This is a genomic window from Gracilimonas sp. B-17 (genome assembly GCF_056857935.1).
On the sequence record NZ_JBSXOA010000012.1, the window covers coordinates 458,336 to 482,769 of the forward strand.

The following is a 24,434-nucleotide window of genomic DNA, read 5'->3' on the forward strand; positions in this document are numbered from 1 at the left end:
CAAATTAAAAGGAGAAATGTCATGAGAAAACAAAAAGGAAACCTTAGGGTAATAGGGTTGATACTGATCATTGGTTTGATTGCTTTTCCGGTGGTAGGTCAGCAAAACGGGCTTAAAAGCACAGACTATGAGAAGTCTCAACATTATATTGAAATGCGTGATGGTGTGAGGCTATTTACTACGGTTTATGCCCCCAAAGATAAAACTCATGAGTACCCAATTTTAATGACCCGCACCCCCTACAGTTGTGCTCCTTATGCGGAAGATGCCATTCCTGATAACATCATACGAAATCCTGATCTGCAGGCGGCTGGATTTATTATTGTTTGCCAGGATGTGAGGGGAAGGTGGATGTCAGAAGGACAGTACACCACTATGACACCGAATAGGACTGATGAAGATCTGGTGGATGAAAGTTCAGATACCTACGATACTATAGATTGGCTCATCAATAACATACCGAATAATAACGGAAAGGTAGGACAATGGGGAATTTCTTATCCCGGATTTTATACAACGGCTGCTTTACCTGATGCTCATCCCGCTTTATCAGCTTCATCACCCCAGGCACCGATAGCTGATTTCTTCTTTGATGATTTTCACCATCACGGTGCATATACATTAGGCTACTGGTATGTTACAAATTTGTTTGGCATACAGCATGAGGGGCCAACAGATACCGCTTGGTATGATTTTCCCCAAGTTTTTACGAACGATATGTATCTATTGTATTCGGATCTGACCCCTTTAAGCAGATCAGTAAAATACTATGATGAAAATAATTTTTTCTGGAAGGAATTATCTGAGCATCCAAATTACGATGAATTCTGGCAAAGCCGTAACATCCTTCCTCATCTTACAGATATTGATCATCCCGTCATGACCGTAGGTGGCTGGTTTGATGCTGAAGACCTTTATGGTCCATTGAATACCTACAGGTCAATAGAGGAGAAGAATCCGGATACCAAAAATATTCTGGTTATGGGGCCCTGGAGTCATGGGCAGTGGTCCAGTCCCAATCCCCATCAAAGCGTTGGTGAGATCTATTTTGGTGAGGGAATCTCTGAATTCTACCGGAAGGAGATCGAGTATCCGTTCTTTATGAAATACCTGAAGGATTCAGATCATACAGAATTGCCAGAGGCCTATATGTATGATACAGGAAAAGGTGAGTGGGCTGTATTCGCAGAATGGCCTCCTAAAAATGCACAGAAAACTACCTGGTATTTCAATGGGGATGGCTCATTGGGAAACAAAACGGTCTCTACGTCTGAATCATATACTGAGTATGTGAGTGATCCTGAGCATCCTGTTCCATACACAGAAAAAGATGAATTGGTGTTCATTCCTCGAGCTTATATGACGTCAGATCAGCGATTTGCGGCAAGAAGGCCGGATGTGATAACATTTGAGACGGGTGTGCTTAAAGAGGATGTAACTCTTGCCGGTGATATGCTGGCAAACCTGTATGTATCAACCACCGGAACGGCATCTGATTTCTTTGTGAAACTGATCGATATCTACCCGCCATCTGTAGAAGAAGGTGAGCATACACCGGATGGGGTTGAACTTGATAATTATCATCAACTTGTACGAAGTGAGGCAATTCGCGGCCGTTTCAGGAACAGTTATGAGAAACCGGAGCCATTTGAACCAAACAAGGTGACTTATGTTGACCTTCCGCTACAGGATGTCTTTCACACCTTTAAAAAAGGACATAAGATCCAGGTTCAGATCCAGAGTTCCTGGTTTCCTCTATTTGACCTAAACCCTCAGAATTATGTGCCAAATATCTTTGAGGCATCAGAAAGTGACTTTATCAAGGCAACGCAAAGGATCTATCATGCCACTGAATACCCTAGCAGTATCGAGGTCAAGATTCTTGAATAATCGATCGATTATAATATTTTAGAGAATGCATTATGTAAACATTTAAAATCTTCAGAAATCGGACCTTACCGTAAATATTACCTTATTGCTACCTTGAGTGTATTGTTATTTGCAGGTTGTGCAACCAGTATGCCGGTTTCTGAAGTGCTTGTATTTTCTGAAGAACAGCCTAATGAATCAGCCTCATTTAGCGATAAGATCGAGAGTACATTAGGTACCAGTGTATCCTATATCCTGCCATCGAATAACTTAAAAAATGACTCACTTGATACGATCAAGAATGAATATCTATACGCCACTCCTATGCCTTCATTTTCAGTGTCTTATTCTGATAAGATCTCACTTGGAAGCACGGTGCCTCTGTTTGCATTTTGGCAGGTAGATGGAACCGTTAAGTTGTTCGATGATTACTTTGTAACTATTAGTAAGAAAATTTATTTAAGGAATACAGAAATAATTCTACAGAAAAAAATAAAAGATCAGGAAAGTGGTGGAATTAGCCTGGGAGTTTTTTTCAGAAATGATGCCATTCAGTTAACAGAAAGCGAGGATATTATATTTGGCCAAACATTCTATGTTCCCTGGTATGGAGTCAGGTCTGTTTTCCAAACACCTGTAGTGATTGGTAATGAGTTATTTTTGCGTGGTTTTATTAATGCCGGGTACAGCGGTGAGTACAATAGTGCGATAGCCTCATTTGGTTTTTCAATTGGGATTAATTCAGGTGCTTATAAAAAAAGAAAAATGCCACCTTCCATACAGTTCCGGTAAATATCGAAAAAGATCTAATAGTTAATTCATTAAATACATCAGATCATCGATTAATTAGCTTTAATTCACAGTGTTCAAGCCCTATATTCACTCTTTCCAAAATCATCTCCAAAACTAACTGATTCACAGAATGAGCGAGACCACTGAGAACAACAAGACCGGCGCCGAAAATGTAAACTGGGATCTCTCTGATCTTTATACTTCTAATGACGACCCAAGGCTGACTGAGGATAAAGAATCTATACTGAAAGAAGCTGATGAATTTTCAAATAAATATCGGGGCAGGATCGCTGAACTTTCGGCTGATGAGTTCAGAAACATGTTGGATACCTATGAGAATATTCTGGATACTTCCGGAAAGATAGGCTCATTCGCATACCTTCAGTGGTCAACAGACACGGGTAATACTGATTATGGAAAGTTGGTGGCAGAAACAAACGAACTGTCTTCAGAGATCTCACAAAAATTGGTATTTCTGGATGTAGAATGGTTAAAGATCCCGGAAGAAGAGGCACAAAAGCTCATTGAAAGTGATGAACTGAAAAAATACAAACATTACCTTGAAAGCTCCCGCCGATACAAGGAACATGTACTTGAAGAAGGGCAGGAAAAGATCATGTCGGCCAAATCAGTGACCGGCCGAAGCGCGTGGGTTCGGTTTTTTGATGAAACCCTGGGCGCTGCAAAATTTGAACTTGATGGGGAAGAGCTGAGTGAACAGGAGGTACTTAGTAAGCTTCATGAAAGTGATAGAGATCTGCGGGTAAGGGCTCATGCTTCTCTGACAAAGAAATTCAAAGACCTAAGCCGTCAGCTTACGTTTATCTTCAATACCATTTTGGCTGATAAATCCACCAATGATAAACTTCGCAAGTACGAAAGCTGGATCGATTCCAGAAACCTTGCCAACCAAACCAATAGGGAAACGGTTGACGCACTTATCAATTCAGTTACCGGTCAATATGAGCTGGTTCAGCGTTATTACAAACTGAAAAAGAAGCTACTTGGTCTGGATGAAATGAAAGACTATGACAGATATGCCCCAATGCTGAAGAACGAGGCGACTATTAAGTGGAATTCCGCCCGTGATATGGTTTTGGATTCATACTCAAAGTTTCACCCACAAATGGGTGAGATCACAAAAGAATTCTTTGAGAAAAAATGGATCGATGCGGCAATAAAACCGGGTAAACGGGGCGGTGCTTATTCAGCCGGTACGGTACCATCGGTTCACCCCTATGTATTTATGAATTTTGATGGAAAGATCCGCGATGTACAAACACTGGCACATGAACTTGGTCACGGAGTGCATCAATATTTATCCAGACAGCAAGGTGTACTTCAGTCTTCAACACCACTAACCACAGCTGAAACGGCCTCAGTATTTGGAGAAATGTTGGTTTTTCAGAAACTGATGAAAGAATTGGATGATCCCAAAGAAAAACTAGCATTATTGATTGGTAAGATCGATGATACTATAGCTACGGTATTTCGTCAGATCTCAATGAATCGGTTTGAACATGCCATACACACAGCTCGCCGTGAAGAGGGTGAACTTACTACTGAAAGGTTCTCAGAGCTATGGATGAAGCAACAGAAGGCTCTTTATGGTGATTCTGTAACACTGACGGAGGAATACGGTATTTGGTGGAGTTATATTCCTCACTTTCTGCATACACCCGGTTATGTGTATGCCTATGCATTTGGTGAGTTACTGGTGCTGGCTCTTTATGAGGAATATACGCAGCGACCTGAAGGATTCTCTGATAAATATCTGGAGCTGCTGAGTGCGGGAGGATCTGAGTGGCCGGAAGACCTGGTTTCTAAAATGGGACTTGATATCACACAACCTGATTTCTGGGATAAAGGTTTGACCTCTTTCAAAAAGATGATGGAAGATGCCGAGGAAATGGCAGAAAAAATATAAGAGAAACTGCAGATGATCCACGTCAGGAAAGTGTGTATAGAATTTCCTACACTTAAACAGAAATGTACATTTCGAAAAAAAATAAAAAATGTCATTAGATCGACAGGATAAAGCACTCAGAGAGTTCAAGCAGATCATTGAGGATCTGGTGCATTTACTGAGGACCTCAACCGGGGTAGAACTGGCTCACATGTGTTGGGTGAATCGTTCAAGGGAACAATTTGTATGGGAAACGAATAGTACACGTTTGCCTAATGTGATGTTCAAAGACCGGGTGAATTTTGAGAATCATTTCTTGAATGAGTTCCAGGATGCTGAGGATCTCATACAATTGGTAGTGGGCGAAGATATCTCCAAGGCTAAGCTGATGCACTATTTTGATTTTGTACAAGCTAAAAGCATTCTAATTATACCTTTTATCAATAAAGGTGAGACGGTAGCCTTAACAGTTCTGGAAAGTGAAAAAGAGATCGATCAGGAAATGATCCATGACCGGATCGTTTCGTATAACAACGCCCTGGTCAATGTGTTGGATACCTACCTTGAAGTCGTGGACCTGCATGAGGGACAGGAAGAATGGGAAGAGTATGAGAGATCTATTGCTAAACTTGATTACAGGCAGCACAGGGTAGAGATCCTTGAAAATATGTTGAAAGAGATCCAGAATAATATACCCGGTGGTGGTGCAGTGGTATTGGCACCAGGAATGGAATCCTGGAATCTCGTACTGAGAGCTTCTAAAGCTAGTAAACCTCCAAAACTTGGATTGCAGCTGCAGGAAAAAAGCATTGCCTATGATGCCCTCGAAAAAGGTGAACCGGTTTTTACAATGCATTTCAATAATAACCCTCGCAGGATCTCATCGTCAGAAACGATAACTGACGGAGCTTCACTGGCAATACCTCTCATGATAAACGATAGAAGGCAGGCAGTGGTCGTATGTTATGACAATGACCCGCTTACCTTCAAGGAATCTACCAAACATAAGCTGATAAACCTGGTTCGAATAGCTTCGTTAAGTATTCAGACATCAGTTAAAAAATCAGAAACAGTTTCAGAGCTTTTTACTCAGAATTTTGGAGCCTACATGGCTGAATTATGGGAACTAAGTCTGAATCTGGAACTCGACCGGATAAAAAAAGGCAGTAAGGAAACCACCTGGATCGGGTTTATTTCACCTGAAGATGTGTCCGGATTACGGACAAAATATCGTCTTGAAGACCTTCAAAAGATACAAACTGATTTCGTAACTGCTTTGAACCCATCGGTATATGGAATCCCGGGGTACATGGGCTATAATTCTGACTATGTATATGCATTTGTTATTCAAAGTGACGATGAAGATACAGTTGCAAAATGGATCGATAAGGTGAAGGCAAAAATGGAATATGGATTGGATCTATCTATTGGAGGGTCGATAAGAGCAGAATTCAAAGCCGGTTTTACTAAACTTACAGCGGATACCACTAATACCTATCAGGCGGTAGATCGTGCCAAAAAAGCATTGAATAATGTAATGAACGACAGTGAAGCTGAGGTTGTACAATTATAATGGGGAATGTTTATCTGATCGTAATTGATGGGTTGGGAGTAGGAGCTCAGGAAGACGCTGATGACTACGGTGATTCTGATATGAATACACTTGGTCATGTTTCGGAAGAAACGGGAGTTGAATTGCCAAATCTCCAAAAAATGGGAATAGGAAATATAATCCCGCTTGCTTCGGTGCCTTTAAATAAAACACCACTGGCCGCCTATGGTAAACTGAGGGAAGTCTCAGCAGGAAAAGACTCTACTACAGGACACTGGGAGATATCCGGCATTCAGATGTATCGACCCTTTCCAACCTACCCCAATGGTTTTCCGGAAGAGGTAATTGCTTCATTTTGTGAGGAAATTGGAGTGAAAGGGGTATTGTGTAATCAACCTTACTCTGGAACGGATGTGATCCGGGATTTTGGCGAAGAGCATTTAAATACCGGTGAGCCGATCGTTTATACTTCTGCTGACAGTGTATTTCAGGTTGCATGCCATACTGATGTGGTAAGTATTGAGAAACTTTACGAATGGTGTGAGATCGCAAGAAATAAAGTTTGCGTAGGAGAACATGAAGTAGGGCGAGTGATAGCCCGTCCATTTAGGGGGGAGGTAGGTCATTTCGAACGAATTTCTGACCAGCGACATGATTATTCTTCTGTGCCACCTGAGAATAATTTAGTAAATAAGCTTCAGGATGCAGGTGTCGAAACTCATTCTGTGGGGAAAGTTGCTGATCTCTTTGCCGGTATGGGTTTTACGTATTCTCACACTACGAAAAGTAATGCGGAGGGAATCTCTGAGTTATTGGGTTTGATGTCATCGAATATCGAAAACAGTTTAGTGTTCGTGAACCTGATCGATACAGATCAATTATTTGGACACCGACTGGATCCGGAAGGATATGCCGGAAGCCTGAAGGAATTTGATCGGGCAGTTCCTGCAATTATTTCAAAAATTAGAGAGCAGGATCTGTTGATCATCACAGGAGACCATGGTAATGATCCCTGTTCAAAGAGTACGGATCACTCGAGAGAATTTGTTCCATTACTTGTGTTTCCAAAAGGCAGAGCAATTCAGGAAGAGATTGGAACAGGTGATACCTTTTCTGACATAGCGAAGAGTGTTGCATCCTTTTTCAATCTCCCGAATGATTTCCCCGGGAAATCATTTATAAGCTAACACAGGGCAAACTAAAATCAGTAGCCTTTAGAAAGCATTAATGTGAATTTATAATTGTAGCAATAATTGCTTATATTAGCTAATTGTAAAATTTATTAGGATGCAGGCGCAATATTCATGAGATAGATACGTGATTATCTAAAACCTAAATAAAGTTGTCTGCGCATCTGCTTACTCTAACATTCATTAAACCATATATATACAGTGGCAAAAAGTTCTGGAATCTCTACTCGTGAGTCAGAGTCATTAGATCGCTATCTGCACGAAATTGGAAAAGAGAAATTAATTACACCGGACGATGAAGTTCGCCTAGCTAAAGAAATTCAGAAAGGGAGTCAAAGAGCACTTGAAGATCTTACAAAAGCTAACCTTCGATTCGTTGTTTCTGTAGCTAAACAATATCAGAATCAGGGGCTTTCTTTGGGTGATTTGATCAACGAAGGAAACCTTGGTTTGATCAAAGCCGCAAAACGTTTCGATGAGACCCGTGGATTTAAGTTTATTTCCTATGCGGTTTGGTGGATACGTCAGTCAATTTTGCAGGCACTGGCCGAGCAGTCCCGTATTGTTCGTTTACCGCTTAACAGGGTAGGTGCTTTAAATAAAATTGGTAAGGAACTTTCAAAACTAGAACAGGAATACGAACGGGTACCTTCTGCACACGAACTCGCTGAAAGTCTTGAGATGACGGTTGGTGAAGTGGCTGATACCCTTAAGATCTCCGGTCGTCATCTTTCCATGGATGCACCATTTGCACAGGGAGAGGATAACAGGCTTCTGGATGTACTAGAGAACGAAGAGATCCCTAATCCGGACTTCGACCTGATGGGAGAATCTCTGAAAGTTGAGATAGAAAGGGCTCTTTCAAAACTGACCACGCGTGAAGCGGAAGTGATTCGCCTGTATTTTGGTATAGGCCGTGAACACTCTCTCACATTAGAAGAGATAGGAGAACGTTTCGACCTAACGCGTGAGCGTGTACGTCAGATCAAGGAAAAAGCACTTAGAAAACTGAGACACCATAACAGAAGCGCTGCACTGAGAGCCTATTTAGGCTGATCATTTTTTTAATATCGTGAGATGAGCCCTGCATATGATATCATATGTGGGGCTTTTTAATTTATATCATTTTATGACCTACTAATGCTGCGTTGTTTGCGTTACATTTACTGACATGAAACAAACCGTACTCATACTCACACTTTTATTCTGCATTATAGGAACGGCTCAGGCACAACGTTATCCTTTCCGGGCATTTTCTATTGAACAGGGATTAAGTGAATCTGTTGTGTATGATATTGTGCAAGATGATAACGGGTACATTTGGCTGGCTTCAGGTTTTGGCCTGAACCGATATGATGGGATCACTTTTCGTAATTATTTTGAAGAACAAGGTTTGAATAGCAGCCGCCTGCGATCTCTTTTAAAAGATGAGCAGGGAAGGATATGGATTGGCTCGGAAGCCGGGGTCAACTATATAAAGGGTGATAGTATTTATTTTGATACTGACTACAGCGCATTGAATAACAGTACGGTCATCAGTATTTACCAGGATATGCTAGGCGACCTGTGGTTCGGAACTGATGGAAACGGGGTCTGGCATTATTCAGATGGGATACAGATCGCACAGTATACGACTTCAAATGGCCTTGGTGATAACAGGGTACGGGCAATTGCCGAAAACGAAAATGGTACTCTTTGGTTCGCAACTAGAGATGGACTGACCGTTCTTGAAAGCGGAAATTTCCGAACGTACAAAACAGAAGATGGATTACCAGCCAATCGTATCCGGGATGTTAAAATAGATGAAAACGGAATAGTATGGATCGGGACCCGTAGTGGCCTGGCTAAATTTAATGGGGAAGGGTTTGATACTTTCAACACACAGGATGGGTTAATAAATAACCTGATAAGAACCATTTCGATCACTGAGAAGGGAGGGTTATGGATCGGGACAGAAGGTGGTATCAGTCATTTTGATGGTGATAATTTTAAGAATTTTGATCAAGGTTCCGGTATATCGAATGAGATCATTTATTCGAGCTTAATAGATAATGAAGAAAATGTGTGGTTTGGAACCTTTGGGGGTGGGGTTAATTTTTTTATGGGAGATTATTTCGCTAACTACGATACCGAACTTGGTCTCACGAACAACCTGGTCACTTCTTTCACAGAAGATGAGAATGGAAGAATTTGGATAGCGACATACGGGGGTGGTATTACTATTTATGAGGATGGAGTTCTAACACCCTATCAAATGAATTCGTCTTTACCTGACAATCAGATTTATACGCTGTTCAAGGATTCAAAAGAGGATATTTGGATCGGTATGAGAGAAGGATTAGCTAAGGTTACAGATGGTGCTCTGAATGTATTCAGGGATGAGGAATTCCCATTCAGAAAGGTCCGTAATGTAATGGAAGCTTCAGATGGTAGCTTTTGGATCAGTACCTATGACGATGGGATCATTCGATATCGCGAAGGGAATTTTGAGCAAATAACTGTTGAAGATGGGATCATCAGTAACAGGGTTCTGGATTCTGTGGAAGGCGATGACGGCTCAATATGGATCGCCACCTATGGCGGAGTTACCAGGTATCTAGAAGGGGAATTTCAGAGTTTTGCCATTCAGGAAGGTTTGCCAAATAATGCCGTTATGAATTTGATGCATGATGATGACGGTACGATATGGGCCGCAACCTTTGGAGGTATCGCCTGGTTTGATGGTCTGAAATTTCAGAGCATTACGGTAGAAGAAGGTCTTCCTGACGATGTTTCCTATTTTATTCACAAAAACTCGGAAGGTTTTTACTGGATCGGGTCAACAGCCGGAGTGATACGTTTTGACAAAGACACCTATTTTAGTTCAAATGAAAGAAACAGGAATCTTAGTTTTAAGATCCTGAATAAAGAACTTGGCTTGATCACCAATGAGCTTAACCTTGGGGCTGTTTATGAAGACAGTGATGGAACTATGTGGTTTGGTACCGTAGAAGGATTCAGCAGGTTCTATCCGGATAGATATACGGTCAGTCAGGTTCCTCCTAAAGTACATATTACCGGAGTAAATGCCTCTGGAAGAAATTATCAGCCTGATAAGGAGTTTAAACTTTCGCATCGTGAAAACTACCTAGAGATTAATTATACGGGTATCAATTTTTCTGCTCCAAATCAGATACTTTATGAATATCGCTTGAGTGGTATTGACCCGGATTGGCAAAGAACAAATTCAAGGAATGTGAAGTATCCCTCTCTGCCACCGGGTGAATATACTTTTAGGATACATGGTAGAAATATCAATGGGGCATGGAGTCCGGAAGTTGAAGAGTTGAAATTTGTTATTTCGGCTCCTTTTTGGTTACGCTGGTGGTTTTGGGCCCTAATTGGGGCTGTTATTATTGGTATCATCTATTTATTCTACAATTACTATCGGGCTCGTAAGATGATCGATATTGAACGAATGAGGGTTCGGATTGCCAGTGATCTACATGATGATGTAGGTGCCAGTTTAACAGAGATCGCTCTTCAGTCAGATTTTTTACAGGCCGGTGATGTTCAGGGAGAGATCAGGAAATCATTGGCTCAGATTGGAGAACAGTGCCGTAAGATCGTTTCAAGCCTGGATGATATTGTTTGGTCTATCGATGCGAGAAATGACACCCTGGGCGATCTGACCGATCGTATGCAAGATTATGTTATAAATACACTGGAACAGAAAAATATGGACGTCTGGTATGATTTTGACAACCTGAATATGGAAAATAAGCTACCGGTTTCAGTCAAAGAAAATGTATACCTGATATTTAAAGAGGCGGTAAATAATATTGCCAAGTATTCCAATGGTGACCGGGTCGTAATTAAGATGGAAAACCAAAATGGAAGTTTTGAATTCTATATATTGGATAATGGTACCACCGGAAGAGGTACCAAGAAAACCGGGCATGGGCTACGTAACATGGAAATGCGAGCGAAAAGAATTGGAGCAGATATTAGTATTAATACAGAAAACGGTTTTTCTATTACGGTAAATGGAAAGTTAAAACCGAATCAAAGGTGATATTATGGCCATTATTGGAATCGTTGAAGACAACAAAAAGATCAGAGACCTGATTCAGAGATATCTTGACATGCAAAAAGATATGGAATGTCCGGTAGCAGTAGATTCGGTAGAAGAAATGCTGGATTATCTTGAAGAACATAAACATCCGGATGTAATGCTAATGGATATTCAACTCCCTGGAATGTCTGGGATCAAAGGAATGGAAGTTATCAAAGGTAAATACCCGGAAATTGAGATCATCATGCTGACTGTTTATCACGATTCTCATAAGATCTTTGATTCGCTGAAGGCCGGTGCTTCAGGATACTTGTTAAAACACACTTCACTGCCGGAGATCAAAGAGTCAATTGAAAATCTATTGAAAGGTGGAGCCCCAATGTCGCCACAGATAGCCAGAAAAGTGATCTCACATTTTAATGAAGAAGCTCCCAAAAAAAATGAAGACAGTATGCTCACCAATCGGGAGCAGGATATAGTAAACGGTTTGGTAGATGGACTGAGCTATAAACTTATAGCAGACCGGTATGACATCTCCATAGACACGGTGAGAGCTCATATTCGGAATATTTACAAGAAACTACACGTTAATTCTAAAGCAGAAGTTATTGCAAAGTCACTGAGAGGTGAAATTTAGACTAACATTATCATGTGACTTATTTTTTGTTTGAGATGTGACATATTCATTTAAGAAATTATTAATCACTATAAAGGTGAGACTCATGAAAGCTTCAAAAATATTCAGCCGATTATCCTTACTGATCATTCCTATAATATTTTCAGGTTGTTACACTCAGTTTCCGGCTTACGAAAGATCATCCCCTGAGCGTGATCGCTATTCAGATTATTATGCCTGGGATGGTTTTGAAGACGGTCGTGAAAATCCTGATGCTGTCAGGTCTTACCGGTACGATGAATATAGAGAAAATCAGGCACGCCAAGCTTACAGTGCTGATTATTACGATGAGGATTACGCTGCATTAGAAGAAGCAGGTATTTATTACAAAGATTACGAAACTGAGAATTGGTATAAAGAAAATTATGCCGACAATGTTTACTGGAAAGGTTACGAAGATGGGTATGGCAATGGATATGAGGACGGCTTTGATGGTGGATACGAAAGAGCTGCTCAGAGATATGCCAGAAATTCCTATTTCTACGGCTACAAACCATGGGCTTACAACAGCTGGCATTTAAACAGCCATAGATTCCATAGACATTATATGTGGGGAGCAGGATTTAGTCTGCATTTTGGTGGATTCAATGGTCTTTGGGTTTCAAACCATACGTTCGATATTTATAGTCCAACCGGATATTGGTACTATACACCAGCAGGTTACAGAATGTATAGTTATTACCCATACGGCTTTGATTTTTATAGCCCTTTCGGTTATTACGGTTATTCAGGATTCTACGGAAACCCATACTATAACACTTTAGTGTACTATAACAGTTACACTAAAACCGATCGGTATAGAAGAAGTGCTGAATTGTATAGAAAAGGTCCAAGAAATAGTGGGCTGGTCAATAGAGATTCATACAGAAGCAGATCAAAATCTGATTACACTCCAAGAACCAGGGGATCTTCTATCAGAACTCGAGGCATAAACAATGGTTCTCGTGTAAGAAGTACAGGCAGATCCGGTTCAGTTGGTAGAAGCTCAGGAAACGTAGGTAGGTCCAGAGGAACATCCAGCAGCGGTTCAAGCCGATCCAGGGGTTCAGGAAGTAACATTAACAGATCTAACTCCGGTAACAATGGTTCAGGTGCTTCGGTTGGTAGGTCAAGATCTAATAATGACAAAGGTAGCAGTGTATCAAGATCAAGAACTTCATCCGGAAACAGTTCATCACGAACCAGGGGATCCGGCAACCTGAGCTCAAATGATAATCGATATAGTTTTGATCGTAATTCATCAACCAGGATCAACCGTTCTGTCTATTCAGTACCGGTTAAAAGGATAGATGATAATAGCAGAGTTAATACAAGCAGGAGTTCATTCCTGAACTATGGGAACACTTTCAGGTCTGTTGATAATAGCACCAGAAGTTCTTTTAGGGAAACCTATAGAAATAGACTTATTAAAGAGCAGAATGATCAGAGAAGAAACATGAGATCGATACGAAGTGCTATCAATCGGTCTTCGTCCAATAATGGAAGTATCAGAAGCAGTAGCAGAAATAATTCCGGTTCCAGCAAAGTAACCAGAAGTAAGAGTAGTAGATCTTCAAGTAAAGGCAGTTCACGAAGTAGCTCCAAAACACGGTCCAGAGGCGGAAACTAGATACTTACTCTGATTTAGAGTTTAAAAATACGGATGGCTTAAAAAATAGAGAAGGCTTTATCAATGAAAAAACTATATCTGACAATCACACTATTGCTATGTTCAAATGTTCTGGTTTTTGCTCAAAATGGACTGAATCCGTCGAGCTATCCGAATCTGGCATTAGAGTTCAGTAGTCAAAATATGAATGGAAACCCTTCATCTTTTATGCCATCAGTGGCAAACGGATATGGGTTTGGCAGTTATCTTGATAATCCGGCAGCAATGGCTTTGTTGGGAGACAGTCAATTTTCATTCAGTTTATATAATCAGAATACTCAAACCGAGAATTTCTATTTGGGTAATGATATAGAGGCTGAAAGATCTGCTACTATACTTGGGGATCTCGGATTCGTATATAATTTTCCTACACAGCAAGGTAGTTTTGTTATTGGTGGGGGCTATAATCGCACTTCTTCAGCTAATAATGCATTTCGAATTTCCGGAAGAAATAATGATAATACCATTACGGACTCTTTTCTGGACCCTGACAGTGAATACAATGAATTAGCCTTTCAAACTTATGCCATTGACTGGGGTGATGTTGATTCGACCTATCTGGAATCCATTTTTAGGATCGGTTTTCCTCCTGGTACTTTTCCTGGTATCGATCAGGAAGCTGATATAAAATACAGTACCTATCTTGGGGAGTATTCTTTCTTTGCAGCTACAGAATTCAGGAAGGATCTGTTCTTCGGATTTTCAGCTAGCTACTTTACAGGGGAGTATACCTACAGACGTGATTTCCTGGAATATGATTCTCAAAACGATTATGACGGAACCTTTATAGAGGGCAGCGATATTGATAATATCTTAGTTCATGATGAAGTGGATGTGGATGTAAATGGGGGGAAATACCGGGCAGGTTTGGTATATAAGATTTTTTCAGGATTGAATGTTGGAGCAAGTTACATGCTCCCTGCAACTATCAGAGTCTCAGAAAATTATTATTCCTCTATTGAAACTTCCCTGGATGATGGGTCGGAACCATTCTTTTACGATGTAGCCAGTGATGGAAATTTCAGATATCGAATAGAACAACCCGGACAGCTTAAACTAGGTGCTGCTTTATTGGACTTTGCAGGTTTTTCTATATCAGCATCTGCTGAATACATAGACTATCAGAATACAGAGATCGATTTTATAACTGATCGGGATCTGAGGCTCGTTGATGAAGTAGAGGTGAGAGCTCAACAGGAGAGCCTGAATGATTTTATGGAAGAAACTTACGAATCAGTAACGAATTTCAAGGTTGGTGTTGGAAAAAGACTGGATGACCAAGCAGGAATCAGGGCTGCTTATTCATATATGCCTGCAATAAGTAAGTTAACTCCTGAAGATACCAAGGTCTATTCTGCCGGTTTTGACCTCAAGTTAAGTGATAGCTTCTTGATCGATGTATCTGGACATTATCTGGAAAAGAACGACCGTTCTGAATTGTATAACTACATCGATTTTAACGACCAACCCCAGTCCACAACATTTGAGACTAAGAAACAGGATTTTAGAGTACAAGTTGGGTTCAGGATCTTATTTTAATTATATCATATAATCAGAGCCACTTCTTTTTTCTAAAGTAGAAGATCATACCCATAGTAGTCAGTATCATTATGCCCCAAACGGCAGGATAGGCCCATTTTACAGAAAGTTCGGGCATATATTCAAAATTCATTCCATAAATTCCTGCAAGAAAGGTAAGAGGTATGAAAATGGTGGCAATGATGGTCAGAACTTTCATGACCTCATTCATCTTGTTACTGACGTGAGACATGTACATATCTAGCATACCGAGTATCATATCCCTATAATTTTCTATGCCATCTATGATCTGCACCAAATGGTCGTGAACATCCCGAAAGTATATTTTATTCTCTTCGTTTATCAAGGAGGATTCCTCACGAAGCAGGTTATTTAAACTATCTCTCAGAGGCCAAATGGCTTTGCGGAAGTACAAGATTTTTCTTCTTAAAGCATGAATTTGTTCAGGAATATTATCATCTACATTGGAAATAATATGATCTTCAAGCGTTTCGATCTCGTCGCCTAACTTTTCCATCACTTTAAAGTAATGATCCACAACGGTATCAAGTAAGGCATATGCAAGGTAATCAGGACCTTCTTTACGTAATCTAGGAGCATTATTTCTTAAACGGTGCAGTACCGGCTCGAAGATCGGGAAATCATCTTCCTGAAAGGAAAGAACACTGTCATTATACAATACGATACTTACCTGTTCGACATGCAATTCTGCGGATTCTTCAGGAATGCTCATCATGCGAAGTACAAAAAATATTTGATCAGGGTACTCCTCAATCTTGGCTCTTTGACTGGTGTTTAGGATGTCTTCCTGGACAAGAGGATGGAGCCCAAAGTAATTCCAGATATGCTTTAGTTTTTCAACATCATGAAGCCCAAGTACGTTAACCCAGGTTTTTGAGGGTGACTCCAGATAGGGTTTACTTTCCTCAATTTCTGTGATATCGTATTCCCCAAGTTGTTCAACATCATAATCACAGAGGTTGATCTGCACCTTATCGAGGCGTTTTTCACCCGTAAAGTGCAGGGTGCCGGGAGCCTGACCCGGTTTTTTAGAATGCTTTTTATGGCGAAGAAAGTGAGGTATCGGAATTCTTCTGGTGATCTTTTTTACCATGGTATTTGAAATCTGGTGACTTATGATATGTGGTAACAAGTATAAATAAAAAAAGTCCTGCATGGTACCATGCAGGACTTAAACCGATAAAGAAAATAAGATCAGTTACCTATTCTGCCTTCTTCGGCCGCTTTCTTAAGTTCATCGTTTGCCCAAATGGCGATCTCAACACGGCGATTTTGTTGCCGCCCTGCTTCCGTATCATTGGTGGCAACAGGTTGTTCTTCGCCATATCCTACGATGGTCATTCTTTCAGCATCAACACCCGTAAAAGCAGAATATTCTGCTACAGAACGAGCGCGTTTTTCGGAAAGCTCCTGATTGTATTCTTCAGAACCTCGACTATCTGTGTGTCCACCAAACATAATGTTAGTGTCTTCGTACTTCTTTAGGATCTCAGATAGGTTCGCAATATTTTCTTTTGATTGCTCCTTCAGGGCAAAAGAGTCAAAGTCAAAAAGTATACCTGAGTCAAAAGTGATCTTGATGCCCTCTCCAACACGTTCAACAGTTGCATTTTCGAGATCCTGTTCCAATTCTCTTGCTTGCCGATCCATATAGTTGCCAATGGCGGCCCCAGTCGCACCACCTACGGCAGCACCTACAATAGCCCCTGTGGTCGTGTTTCCGGCAGCTTTACCAATCACAGCACCTGCCAGGGCACCGGCTCCGGCGCCGATCGTAGTTCCTTTGGCTGTTTTACTCCAGTTCTGGCATGCAGAAAATGGAAGAACCAGTATTAACCCGAATAAGATATATTTTAAACTTTTTGTATTCATGAGGTTCGTCTCTTTTTTAGTATTGTTATTCATTGATATAAAACAACTTAGGATAAAAAATGTTCCCACTTGTATTGTCTTATTACTCTACTTCTGCTCTTAGAACTTCCAGCGGTGGTTTGTTGTGAATTCCCCGTGTATTCAGCAGGCCAATAATTAAGACGAGTGCGGTAAGTATGATTATCTCTACACCTATAATAATGAAATCCGGAACAAAATTGATCTCGAAATAAAAATATCCGATCAGGTAGCTTGCCCCCAGTGAAAGCACCAATCCGGTTATAGAAGCCATAATGCCCAGCAAAGCATATTCGATGACCTGTATTTTGACTACCTGTTTTTTTGAAGCCCCAAGTGTTCTTAACAGAACGGCTTCCCTGATTCTTTGAAACCGTGAGGTAGCTGCCGAACCTGCAAGCACTATCAGACCAGTTATGATGCTAAACAACCCAATGAACTTAATGACAAAAGTGACTTTATCCAGGAAATTTTGAACGGTCTCGAATACTAGCCCAACATCAATGGCCGAGACATTCGGGTATGCCTGCACTAGGTCTTGTTGCAGTTTAAGGGATGAGTTCCTCCCATCTGTTTTAATGGTAGTGGCAAAGAATTGAGGAGCATTATCAAGAACTCCTGCCGGGAACACAACAAAAAAGTTTGGGGAGGGCTGATCCCACTTAACGGTTCTCGTACTGGCAATATATGTTTGTATCGGTATACCCTGTACGTCCCATGTTAAAGTATCTCCAACGGAGGCATCAAGGTCTTCCATTTGGTCAACCTCTACTGAAATAGGCACGATCTGTTCGAAGCCATCAGTTTGCCCGATCCATTCACCATCTACAATAGATTCGGTAGGCAACAACGAGTCACGATAGGTAGACCTATATTCACGGTTTAGGGCCCAACCCCTGGGATTGGTCGTGGTATCCTCCCGCAGCTCCTCAGGTGACATGCCATTTATGGATTGTATTCTCATAGTTACAATCGGTACGTTTTGAAGGATCTCATGCCCGTTTGACCTGATGATATCATTAACACCATCGTTTTGATCATATTGAATATCATATAAGGCCAAATTTGGAAGATCTTCCTGACCCCCAAAGTCTATTTGATCAAGAAGCATATCCTGGGTCAAATACAGGGAACTGATCATTGTGACTCCAAGTCCAAAGGTCAATAGCAGGGTGGTGGTCTGATTATTAGGTCGGTACAGATTGGCTAAACCCTGACGCAGCTCATACGAGAAACCGGCACGTAAAAATTTACGTGAACCCTTCATGATCAATTTTGCAAACCCGGTCAGTAACAAAAGTGATACAACCAAACCACCTGTAAATGCCAGGGATGGTAGCACTTCTCCGATCATCAGCCACGCATAGGCTGTCACAAAAACAAGTAAGACGGTCGAAAGTATGATCTTTGTATAATTCGATAAAAGATGGGTCAAATTGATCTGAATACTTCTGATGGAGTAGAGTGGTGATATTTTTCTGACCGCTAAAAGTGGAAACAGGGCGAAAAGCACAGATATGATCAGGCCGGTCCCTATTCCAATGGCAATGGAGGTCCATGATATATAAAGTTCAATATCTACCGGTAGAAAATCCTGAACCAGAACCGGCAAATACATTTGTATTCCGGAGCCAATGATCGCTCCCAATACAGAGCCCACTAAACCCATTGCAGCTGCCTGAATAAGATAGATCAGCAGGGCCTGATTTGATGATACGCCAACACAACGCAATACAGCCACGGTATTGATCTTTTGCCTTATATAGACAAAGATTGAGCTTGCCACACCGATACCACCCAGCAGTAGGGCAATGAAACCGATAAGATTCAGAAAATTAGACAGATACAGAATTGCTTCACCAACCTCTTCCTCACGTTCGTCAACAGTGTCGTATCCAAACCGAAGACCCTGCTCATCCCTGAGGTCATCGAGTCGTTCATCCACCGCAACCATATCGGTACCCTCAGGAAATTTATGCCAGGACACATACTCCAGGCGGCTGCCTCGCTGCAATAATCCGGTTGCTTCAACATTTTCTTTCGGAATGAAGATACGCGGTCCAAAAAACGAAGCAGCAACGGGTTGTCCGGGGATCTCTATCAGTGTACCCTCAATTTCATAAGTCACCTGCCCGATCTTGACGGAGTCGCCGGGTTGTAAGTCGAATAATCTCATAACCGGCTCATCGACCAGGGCGCCGCCGTTACTCTGAAAAGTTTGGGCCGCAGATGCCGGCTCAGTGATCAGGTCGCCGTAAAACGGAAAATCGCCCTCAATGGCACTGATCTGTGAGAGCCGGGTGTTCCCGTTTTTCGGGAAGAAAGCCATCGAATTGAACTCAAGAGCAGTTGATACCTCACCACCCAATGAATCAAGTACAGCCTGAAGTTCTTCCTGAAAAGGAGCATTTCGTTCAACCTCAAGATCAGCTCCAAGCAGTTCCTTGGCCTGGTTCTCAATACTGCTATTTAAATTTGACCTGAAGGAAGTAATGGCAACCTGTGCTGCCACGCCTACAATGATGGCAGCCATAAAAAGAAACAACTTGGAGCGATGTGATCTTGAATCGCGCCAGGCCATTTTTACAGTCCAAAGCAGAGATTTTTTATTACTCATAATACTTATTCAGACACCCTTTCAGTTTCAATTTCTGCGTGGGTATCTTCATTGACCAGACCATTTTTAAGGCGTATGATCCGGTCACATTTTTTGGCAAGTTCCAGGTCATGGGTTACCATAACGAGAGTGGTGCCCTGCTTTTCATTCAATTCAAAGATCAGGTTTTCAATGTATTCACCGGTTTCAGTGTCCAGGTTTCCGGTAGGTTCGTCAGCAAAAAGGATCTTTGGGTTGTTGATAAAGGCTCGTGCTATGGCCACGCGCTGCTGTTCTCCTCCCGAAAGTTGAGTTGGATAATGGTGAGTGCGATCTCCCAGTCCTACACTTTCCAGTAATTCCCGTGCCCGTTCACGTACTTCTTTGGTAGCCTCTCCTCTCAACTCTAAAGGGACCATCACATTTTCGATGGCCGTTAGAGTGGGAACCAACTGAAAGGTTTGAAAAACAAACCCTACATGTTGGTTTCGAACCTGCGCTCTTTCGTCTTCATTTAAAGGATTGAGTGGGATACCATTTAATGTAACCGTACCGGATGAGGGTCGGTCCAAACCGGCACATAAACCAAGAAGGGTGGTTTTGCCCGATCCGGATGGTCCCACTATGGCACAGGAGATCCCTTCCGGAATTGAAAAATTAATATCGTTTACGACCGTTAAGGTCTTGGTTCCACTTTGAAATTTTCTGAATAGCTGATGAACTTCGAGTATATTTGACACGTCTTTGATTTTTTGAATGATACCGACTCAAACAACGGTTTATTGATGAAACATTCCTTAAAAAGTTTCAAAACATTACGTCCGGAAATCTAAATTGTTATTAGAATAATTATATGAGATCAATATTGGCCATAATTTTACTATTTAGTCTGACATCAGTTCAGGCCCAGAGTTCAGAACAAAAAAGAATTCTTTTTTTTGGAGACAGCATCACGGCAGGCCTTGGAGTAGATAAAAGTCAGGCTTTTCCCGCATTGATACAGCAAAAAGTCGATTCTGCTGGACTGAACTATGAAGTGATAAATGGGGGATTGAGTGGGGAAACATCAGCCGGTGGCCTCAGAAGGATTGATTGGGTGCTGCAAAGAAAGATCGATGTTTTTATTCTGGAGCTTGGAGGTAATGATGGTTTGAGAGGGATCGAATTGAGCTCAACCAAGGATAATTTGCAAAAGATCATTGAAAAAGTGCAGCAGAAATATCCCAACGTAAAGATCATTCTTGCCGGAATGCAGGTTCCACCCAATCTTGGGCAGGAGTATACCAGTGAGTTTGAGAATATGTATCCCGAACTGGCAGATGAAAATGATCTGCCATTGATTCCCATGATTCTTGATAAGATCGGGGGTAATGAAAATCTGATGCAGGGTGATGGAATTCATCCAACCGCTGAAGGTCATCAGGTGATCGCAGAAAATGTTTGGGACAAGTTGGAGCCCCGTCTATAGAACTGTACTTGTTATTTCAAGTTTTTTAAGAGCATAATCAACTCTACATTTAATAAAAGAGCGAATTAAAACATTTGAATCTATTGCTATGATGAAGAAATATCTGATTATTTTGGTTTTGGTTCTATCAGGTTCTGCGGTGTCTGCGCAGGAAGCACTACTGAATTATGAACCAAAAGTACTACTGGTAACTGCTCACCCTGATGATGATGCATTATTTTCTGCTACCATTTTTAAAACCACAAAGTTACTGGGTGGTAAGGTAGATCTGGCTCTCATGACGAATGGTGAGGGAGGCTATACCTATTCCACACTCGGAAATTATATTTATAACAAAGAGCTGGATAAAGAAGAAATAGGCCGTCAATATTTACCCGGTATTCGTAAACAGGAACTGATGGCCGGAGGTGAGATCGTAGGCATTCGAAATTATTTCTTTTTTGATCAGCCTGACTTTTATTACACGGAAGATGTTCACGAAACGCTGGAAAAGTGGAATACCGACTGGGTGCATGAACGTTTGGTACAGATACTAAAGGAAGGTGAGTATGATTTTCTCTTTTTGATGCTGCCCTTCGAACAATTTCATGGACATCATAAGGCTTCTGCTGTTCTTGGGCTGCAAGCTATGAAGGAACTTCCGGTAGAAGACAGACCGATTGCCCTGCAGGCTTTTATCCGAAGGGGAGATAATCCCGGTGTGGAGTTTACACAGATGGAAGGCTTTCCGGATACTAAAGTAAGTGAGGGAGTCTTATTTGAGTTTGATCGGAGTCAGACCTTTGGAGCCAATGACCGCCTAAATTATAATATCATATCAAACTGGGTGATAGCAGAACATAAATCACAGGGCACCATGCAACTGCTCATGCAAACCGGAGACAAAGTGGTTGAACAGTACTGGTTCAATGCCTTAAATGGAGAAGACAAACTCCCGAAAGCGACTGAATACTTTAAAGCTGTAAACAAGGCTCAGCCCTGAAGGTAAAATAGTAATGTCATGCATTTTGGACTTTGTTTTCTAAAATGCATGGCAATTTTGTGCCCTTCCTACTTAATGAAGTAGCTTATATTGATGTTCGATCGCACTTCTACAGTTTGAGCAAAATCCATCATAGTTGCATCTGAGGCCATCGACATCATTTCCATTGAGTTGACCTTTCTGGGTATACTAACTTGGTGATCGGAGTAATTGATGGTATAGACGTCTCCAACTTCCACTCCTGAGGTACGGGCAATCAATTCCGCACGTTCTCTGGAAGCCTCGATCGCAGAGATCAGGGCTTTTTCCTTGCCTTCAGCTATTTTGGTAGAAGAAAATTGACCATTAAATGTATCGAAATCATTTTCAATCAGTGTGAGCTGAATGCGTTCGTAAAGATCAAAATCGCTAAAAGTTACACTGACGGACTGATTGGTATTTGTGATGTATTGGGGTTCTTCGTTATTGTACCTGTTATTGTTGAGCTGACGTCGGTTCATACGTACCGGCTCAAAATCGATGTTATCTTCCTTGATATTTAGATCATTGAGTAAACCGGCCAGGGTAGATTCTCTTTCTCTGTGCAGTTCAAAAGCTTCCTGAGGAGTTTTCCCTTCTGCATTAATGGTTACGTTGAAAATGATCAGGTCGGCCGGCAGTATTTCTGAAGCACTCATATTGATTGTGATGGTACGTTCAGAAACAACTTGTTGGGCCATTGTGGTGCAGCTAAAACCGAAAAATAAGAGACTGACCGTTAGTGTGATCTTTTTGAGTTTACTGCCATTCCAATCCATACTCTCTTTTGATCCTTTGTACATCTTCATAATTTTTTCCTTGATTTAGTTTGAAAACCCGACTTCCGAGCTGATCAAATTCTTTTATTTTGAATCCTGCTCTGTACCAACTATCCAAAACATCATAATATTGTTGATGCTTCTGTTTGTTTTTCAAAAGCATCCCAAAGTCAGACTCCGTGTTTCCTTTCACAATCTGAAAATGAAGCAGTGTCCGGTTTATCGGAAAACGGGCGGATTGAATAACACTGATCTTGATCTGTGACTCAGGGTTTATTTTAATGGGAGAATCAGGAAACTCTTCAGTGTCCTTTTTAGGATCGATGACAATCTTATTGGAAGATAAATATACTTTGCCGGCATTATGACTAAATAAAAGGGCCATAAAGGCAAAGGTATATCCAATAACAGTACCTATAGAAATAAAGAAGTTCAGCCATTCAGGAACGTCAAAATTCATCATGTCTAAGGTAAAAATACTTAACACTGCTGCTATGGCAATACCCATAGATACCTTGAACTGGATAGATTCTGTAAATGATACTTTACCTGTAAGCGGATCTGGCTTTGACCCGATTTTCAAAAGATCAAATTCAGTCATCATTGTTGAGTTTTAAAGTAATAATTGGCAGCATCTCCTCAACCCACATGGTATACATCTTAGCAGATGGGTGAAGGTTATCAGGGGCTAATAGTGTGGTATCAGTTTCAGCCAGTTCGGAAATTCCGGTTACATCGATAAAGGGGATCCCATAATCTGAAGCAAATTGTTCAGCCATGGAATTATACATTTCAAGTTCCTGCCTGATAACGACAGGGTTTCTGGATTGTCCAAAAGGGGTGACTCCATAATTAGGTATGGATAATACAATGACTTTAGAGGTGTCATCGCCTGCAAAGCTGATGGCCTGACTGAGCAACTCCATGAATTCGGTTTGGTACAATTCTATGTCTAATCCCTGATACTGATTATTGACTCCGATCAACAGAGAGACCAGGTCATAATCTGATATTGGATCCGCTTTTTCAATACCGTTTAAAAGATCAGTTGTGGTCCAGCCATTGGTAGCGATCACAACTGTTGTATCGATCACGTAACCCTTTGCGCTGAGGGTATCTGTAAGCTGATTCGGATAATTATCATCCTCTGCAATTCCTGTTCCAATAGTGTAAGAATCTCCAAGAGCCAGGTAGCTTATGGGCTCAGGATCAAGGGTTTCTGAAGGATCAATTTTTGAGTTGCAGCCCGTTAGAAAGATCAGAAATAAAAATAATGAAGATAAATTGAGCGAAAAATATGTGTTTAGAGGCATTAGGGTATGATTTATAACGATTTATTAATAATATTGAAGAATAAGGCAAGCAGATGTTTTATTCCTAAATAAATTAAGTGGAAGCGCTTGCATTTATGCTATAAACAGACTTTTATTTACTGTATGATACGTAATACGGCC

At 41.1% G+C, this 24,434-nt stretch carries 19 protein-coding genes; 12 read left to right on the top strand and 7 right to left on the bottom strand.

Annotated features, from left to right (window positions below; genetic code table 11):
* The first annotated feature begins 21 nt into the window (after positions 1-21).
* The 10 genes from AC13FX_RS10560 (at position 22) to AC13FX_RS10605 (ending at position 15,226) form a co-directional block, all read left to right on the top strand.
* Positions 22-1,890: a CocE/NonD family hydrolase gene (locus AC13FX_RS10560; protein WP_482880556.1), complete on the top strand. Its 1,869-nt coding sequence runs from the start codon at positions 22-24 to the stop codon at positions 1,888-1,890.
* 93 nt (positions 1,891-1,983) lie between these two features.
* Positions 1,984-2,661 (top strand): hypothetical protein, encoded by a 678-nt coding sequence (locus tag AC13FX_RS10565; RefSeq protein WP_482880557.1) that lies wholly within the window; start codon positions 1,984-1,986, stop codon positions 2,659-2,661.
* Positions 2,662-2,791: 130 nt separating this feature from the next.
* Complete coding sequence (locus AC13FX_RS10570; protein WP_482880559.1) at positions 2,792-4,588, top strand: M3 family oligoendopeptidase; 1,797 nt, start codon at positions 2,792-2,794, stop codon at positions 4,586-4,588.
* Between the two features lie 88 nt (positions 4,589-4,676).
* Positions 4,677-6,140: a GAF domain-containing protein gene (locus tag AC13FX_RS10575; RefSeq protein ID WP_482880560.1), complete on the top strand. Its 1,464-nt coding sequence runs from the start codon at positions 4,677-4,679 to the stop codon at positions 6,138-6,140.
* Positions 6,137-7,306 carry a phosphopentomutase gene (locus tag AC13FX_RS10580; protein ID WP_482881668.1) on the top strand — a complete coding sequence of 390 codons (1,170 nt, stop codon included), beginning with the start codon at positions 6,137-6,139 and terminating at the stop codon, positions 7,304-7,306. The genes AC13FX_RS10575 and AC13FX_RS10580 overlap by 4 nt, the downstream gene beginning before the upstream one ends.
* A 204-nt stretch (positions 7,307-7,510) precedes the next feature.
* Positions 7,511-8,365 carry a sigma-70 family RNA polymerase sigma factor gene (locus tag AC13FX_RS10585; protein ID WP_255132498.1) on the top strand — a complete coding sequence of 285 codons (855 nt, stop codon included), beginning with the start codon at positions 7,511-7,513 and terminating at the stop codon, positions 8,363-8,365.
* A 115-nt stretch (positions 8,366-8,480) separates the two neighbouring features.
* Complete coding sequence (locus tag AC13FX_RS10590) at positions 8,481-11,363, top strand: sensor histidine kinase (protein ID WP_482880563.1); 2,883 nt, start codon at positions 8,481-8,483, stop codon at positions 11,361-11,363.
* A 4-nt stretch (positions 11,364-11,367) separates the two neighbouring features.
* Positions 11,368-12,000 carry a response regulator gene (locus AC13FX_RS10595; protein ID WP_482880565.1) on the top strand — a complete coding sequence of 211 codons (633 nt, stop codon included), beginning with the start codon at positions 11,368-11,370 and terminating at the stop codon, positions 11,998-12,000.
* Positions 12,001-12,085: 85 nt separating this feature from the next.
* Positions 12,086-13,648, top strand: coding sequence for a hypothetical protein (locus AC13FX_RS10600; RefSeq protein WP_482880566.1), 1,563 nt, complete (start codon positions 12,086-12,088; stop codon positions 13,646-13,648).
* Positions 13,649-13,711: 63 nt separating this feature from the next.
* On the top strand, positions 13,712-15,226 hold the full coding sequence (locus tag AC13FX_RS10605) for a hypothetical protein (protein ID WP_482880567.1): 1,515 nt from the start codon (positions 13,712-13,714) through the stop codon (positions 15,224-15,226).
* Between the two features lie 13 nt (positions 15,227-15,239).
* Here AC13FX_RS10605 and corA read toward each other — a convergent pair whose 3' ends face one another.
* The 4 genes from corA to AC13FX_RS10625 all read right to left on the bottom strand — a co-directional run bounded on the left by corA (position 15,240) and on the right by AC13FX_RS10625 (position 20,473).
* On the bottom strand, positions 15,240-16,340 hold the full coding sequence (gene corA / locus AC13FX_RS10610; protein WP_482880568.1) for a magnesium/cobalt transporter CorA: 1,101 nt from the start codon (positions 16,338-16,340) through the stop codon (positions 15,240-15,242).
* Between the two features lie 101 nt (positions 16,341-16,441).
* Positions 16,442-17,119 carry a YiaD family glycine zipper/OmpA-like lipoprotein gene (locus AC13FX_RS10615; protein WP_482880569.1) on the bottom strand — a complete coding sequence of 226 codons (678 nt, stop codon included), beginning with the start codon at positions 17,117-17,119 and terminating at the stop codon, positions 16,442-16,444.
* 82 nt (positions 17,120-17,201) lie between these two features.
* The gene (locus AC13FX_RS10620) at positions 17,202-19,754 is read right to left on the bottom strand and encodes an ABC transporter permease (RefSeq protein ID WP_482880570.1); all 2,553 of its coding nucleotides are present in this window, start codon (positions 19,752-19,754) and stop codon (positions 17,202-17,204) included.
* A 5-nt stretch (positions 19,755-19,759) separates the two neighbouring features.
* The gene (locus AC13FX_RS10625; protein ID WP_482880572.1) at positions 19,760-20,473 is read right to left on the bottom strand and encodes an ABC transporter ATP-binding protein; all 714 of its coding nucleotides are present in this window, start codon (positions 20,471-20,473) and stop codon (positions 19,760-19,762) included.
* Between the two features lie 113 nt (positions 20,474-20,586).
* On the opposite strand from AC13FX_RS10625, the gene AC13FX_RS10630 reads away from it, so the two are divergent.
* Positions 20,587-21,201 (top strand): arylesterase, encoded by a 615-nt coding sequence (locus tag AC13FX_RS10630; RefSeq protein WP_482880574.1) that lies wholly within the window; start codon positions 20,587-20,589, stop codon positions 21,199-21,201.
* An 88-nt stretch (positions 21,202-21,289) separates the two neighbouring features.
* Entirely contained in the window at positions 21,290-22,183 is an 894-nt protein-coding gene (locus AC13FX_RS10635; RefSeq protein ID WP_482880575.1) for a PIG-L family deacetylase, read from the top strand.
* A 68-nt stretch (positions 22,184-22,251) separates the two neighbouring features.
* On the opposite strand, the gene AC13FX_RS10640 is transcribed toward AC13FX_RS10635, so the two are convergent.
* The 3 genes from AC13FX_RS10640 to AC13FX_RS10650 are packed head-to-tail and all read right to left on the bottom strand — an operon-like array spanning position 22,252 to position 24,293.
* Complete coding sequence (locus AC13FX_RS10640) at positions 22,252-23,010, bottom strand: SIMPL domain-containing protein (protein ID WP_482880577.1); 759 nt, start codon at positions 23,008-23,010, stop codon at positions 22,252-22,254.
* On the bottom strand, positions 22,961-23,584 hold the full coding sequence (locus AC13FX_RS10645) for a hypothetical protein (protein ID WP_482880578.1): 624 nt from the start codon (positions 23,582-23,584) through the stop codon (positions 22,961-22,963). The genes AC13FX_RS10640 and AC13FX_RS10645 overlap by 50 nt, the downstream gene beginning before the upstream one ends.
* Positions 23,574-24,293, bottom strand: a complete 720-nt coding sequence (locus AC13FX_RS10650) for an SGNH/GDSL hydrolase family protein (RefSeq protein WP_482880580.1) — start codon at positions 24,291-24,293, stop codon at positions 23,574-23,576. The genes AC13FX_RS10645 and AC13FX_RS10650 overlap by 11 nt, the downstream gene beginning before the upstream one ends.
* Positions 24,294-24,434 lie beyond the last annotated feature (141 nt).

Coding starts and splice junctions, on each gene's coding strand:
- AC13FX_RS10560 (WP_482880556.1), top strand. CDS start 22: ATGAGAAAACAAAAAGGAAACCTTAGGGTAATAGGGTTGATACTGATC.
- AC13FX_RS10570 (WP_482880559.1), top strand. CDS start 2,792: ATGAGCGAGACCACTGAGAACAACAAGACCGGCGCCGAAAATGTAAAC.
- AC13FX_RS10575 (WP_482880560.1), top strand. CDS start 4,677: ATGTCATTAGATCGACAGGATAAAGCACTCAGAGAGTTCAAGCAGATC.
- AC13FX_RS10590 (WP_482880563.1), top strand. CDS start 8,481: ATGAAACAAACCGTACTCATACTCACACTTTTATTCTGCATTATAGGA.
- AC13FX_RS10595 (WP_482880565.1), top strand. CDS start 11,368: ATGGCCATTATTGGAATCGTTGAAGACAACAAAAAGATCAGAGACCTG.
- AC13FX_RS10600 (WP_482880566.1), top strand. CDS start 12,086: ATGAAAGCTTCAAAAATATTCAGCCGATTATCCTTACTGATCATTCCT.
- AC13FX_RS10605 (WP_482880567.1), top strand. CDS start 13,712: ATGAAAAAACTATATCTGACAATCACACTATTGCTATGTTCAAATGTT.
- corA (WP_482880568.1), bottom strand. CDS start 16,340: ATGGTAAAAAAGATCACCAGAAGAATTCCGATACCTCACTTTCTTCGC.
- AC13FX_RS10615 (WP_482880569.1), bottom strand. CDS start 17,119: ATGAATACAAAAAGTTTAAAATATATCTTATTCGGGTTAATACTGGTT.
- AC13FX_RS10620 (WP_482880570.1), bottom strand. CDS start 19,754: ATGAGTAATAAAAAATCTCTGCTTTGGACTGTAAAAATGGCCTGGCGC.
- AC13FX_RS10630 (WP_482880574.1), top strand. CDS start 20,587: ATGAGATCAATATTGGCCATAATTTTACTATTTAGTCTGACATCAGTT.
- AC13FX_RS10635 (WP_482880575.1), top strand. CDS start 21,290: ATGATGAAGAAATATCTGATTATTTTGGTTTTGGTTCTATCAGGTTCT.
- AC13FX_RS10640 (WP_482880577.1), bottom strand. CDS start 23,010: ATGAAGATGTACAAAGGATCAAAAGAGAGTATGGATTGGAATGGCAGT.
- AC13FX_RS10645 (WP_482880578.1), bottom strand. CDS start 23,584: ATGATGACTGAATTTGATCTTTTGAAAATCGGGTCAAAGCCAGATCCG.
- AC13FX_RS10650 (WP_482880580.1), bottom strand. CDS start 24,293: ATGCCTCTAAACACATATTTTTCGCTCAATTTATCTTCATTATTTTTA.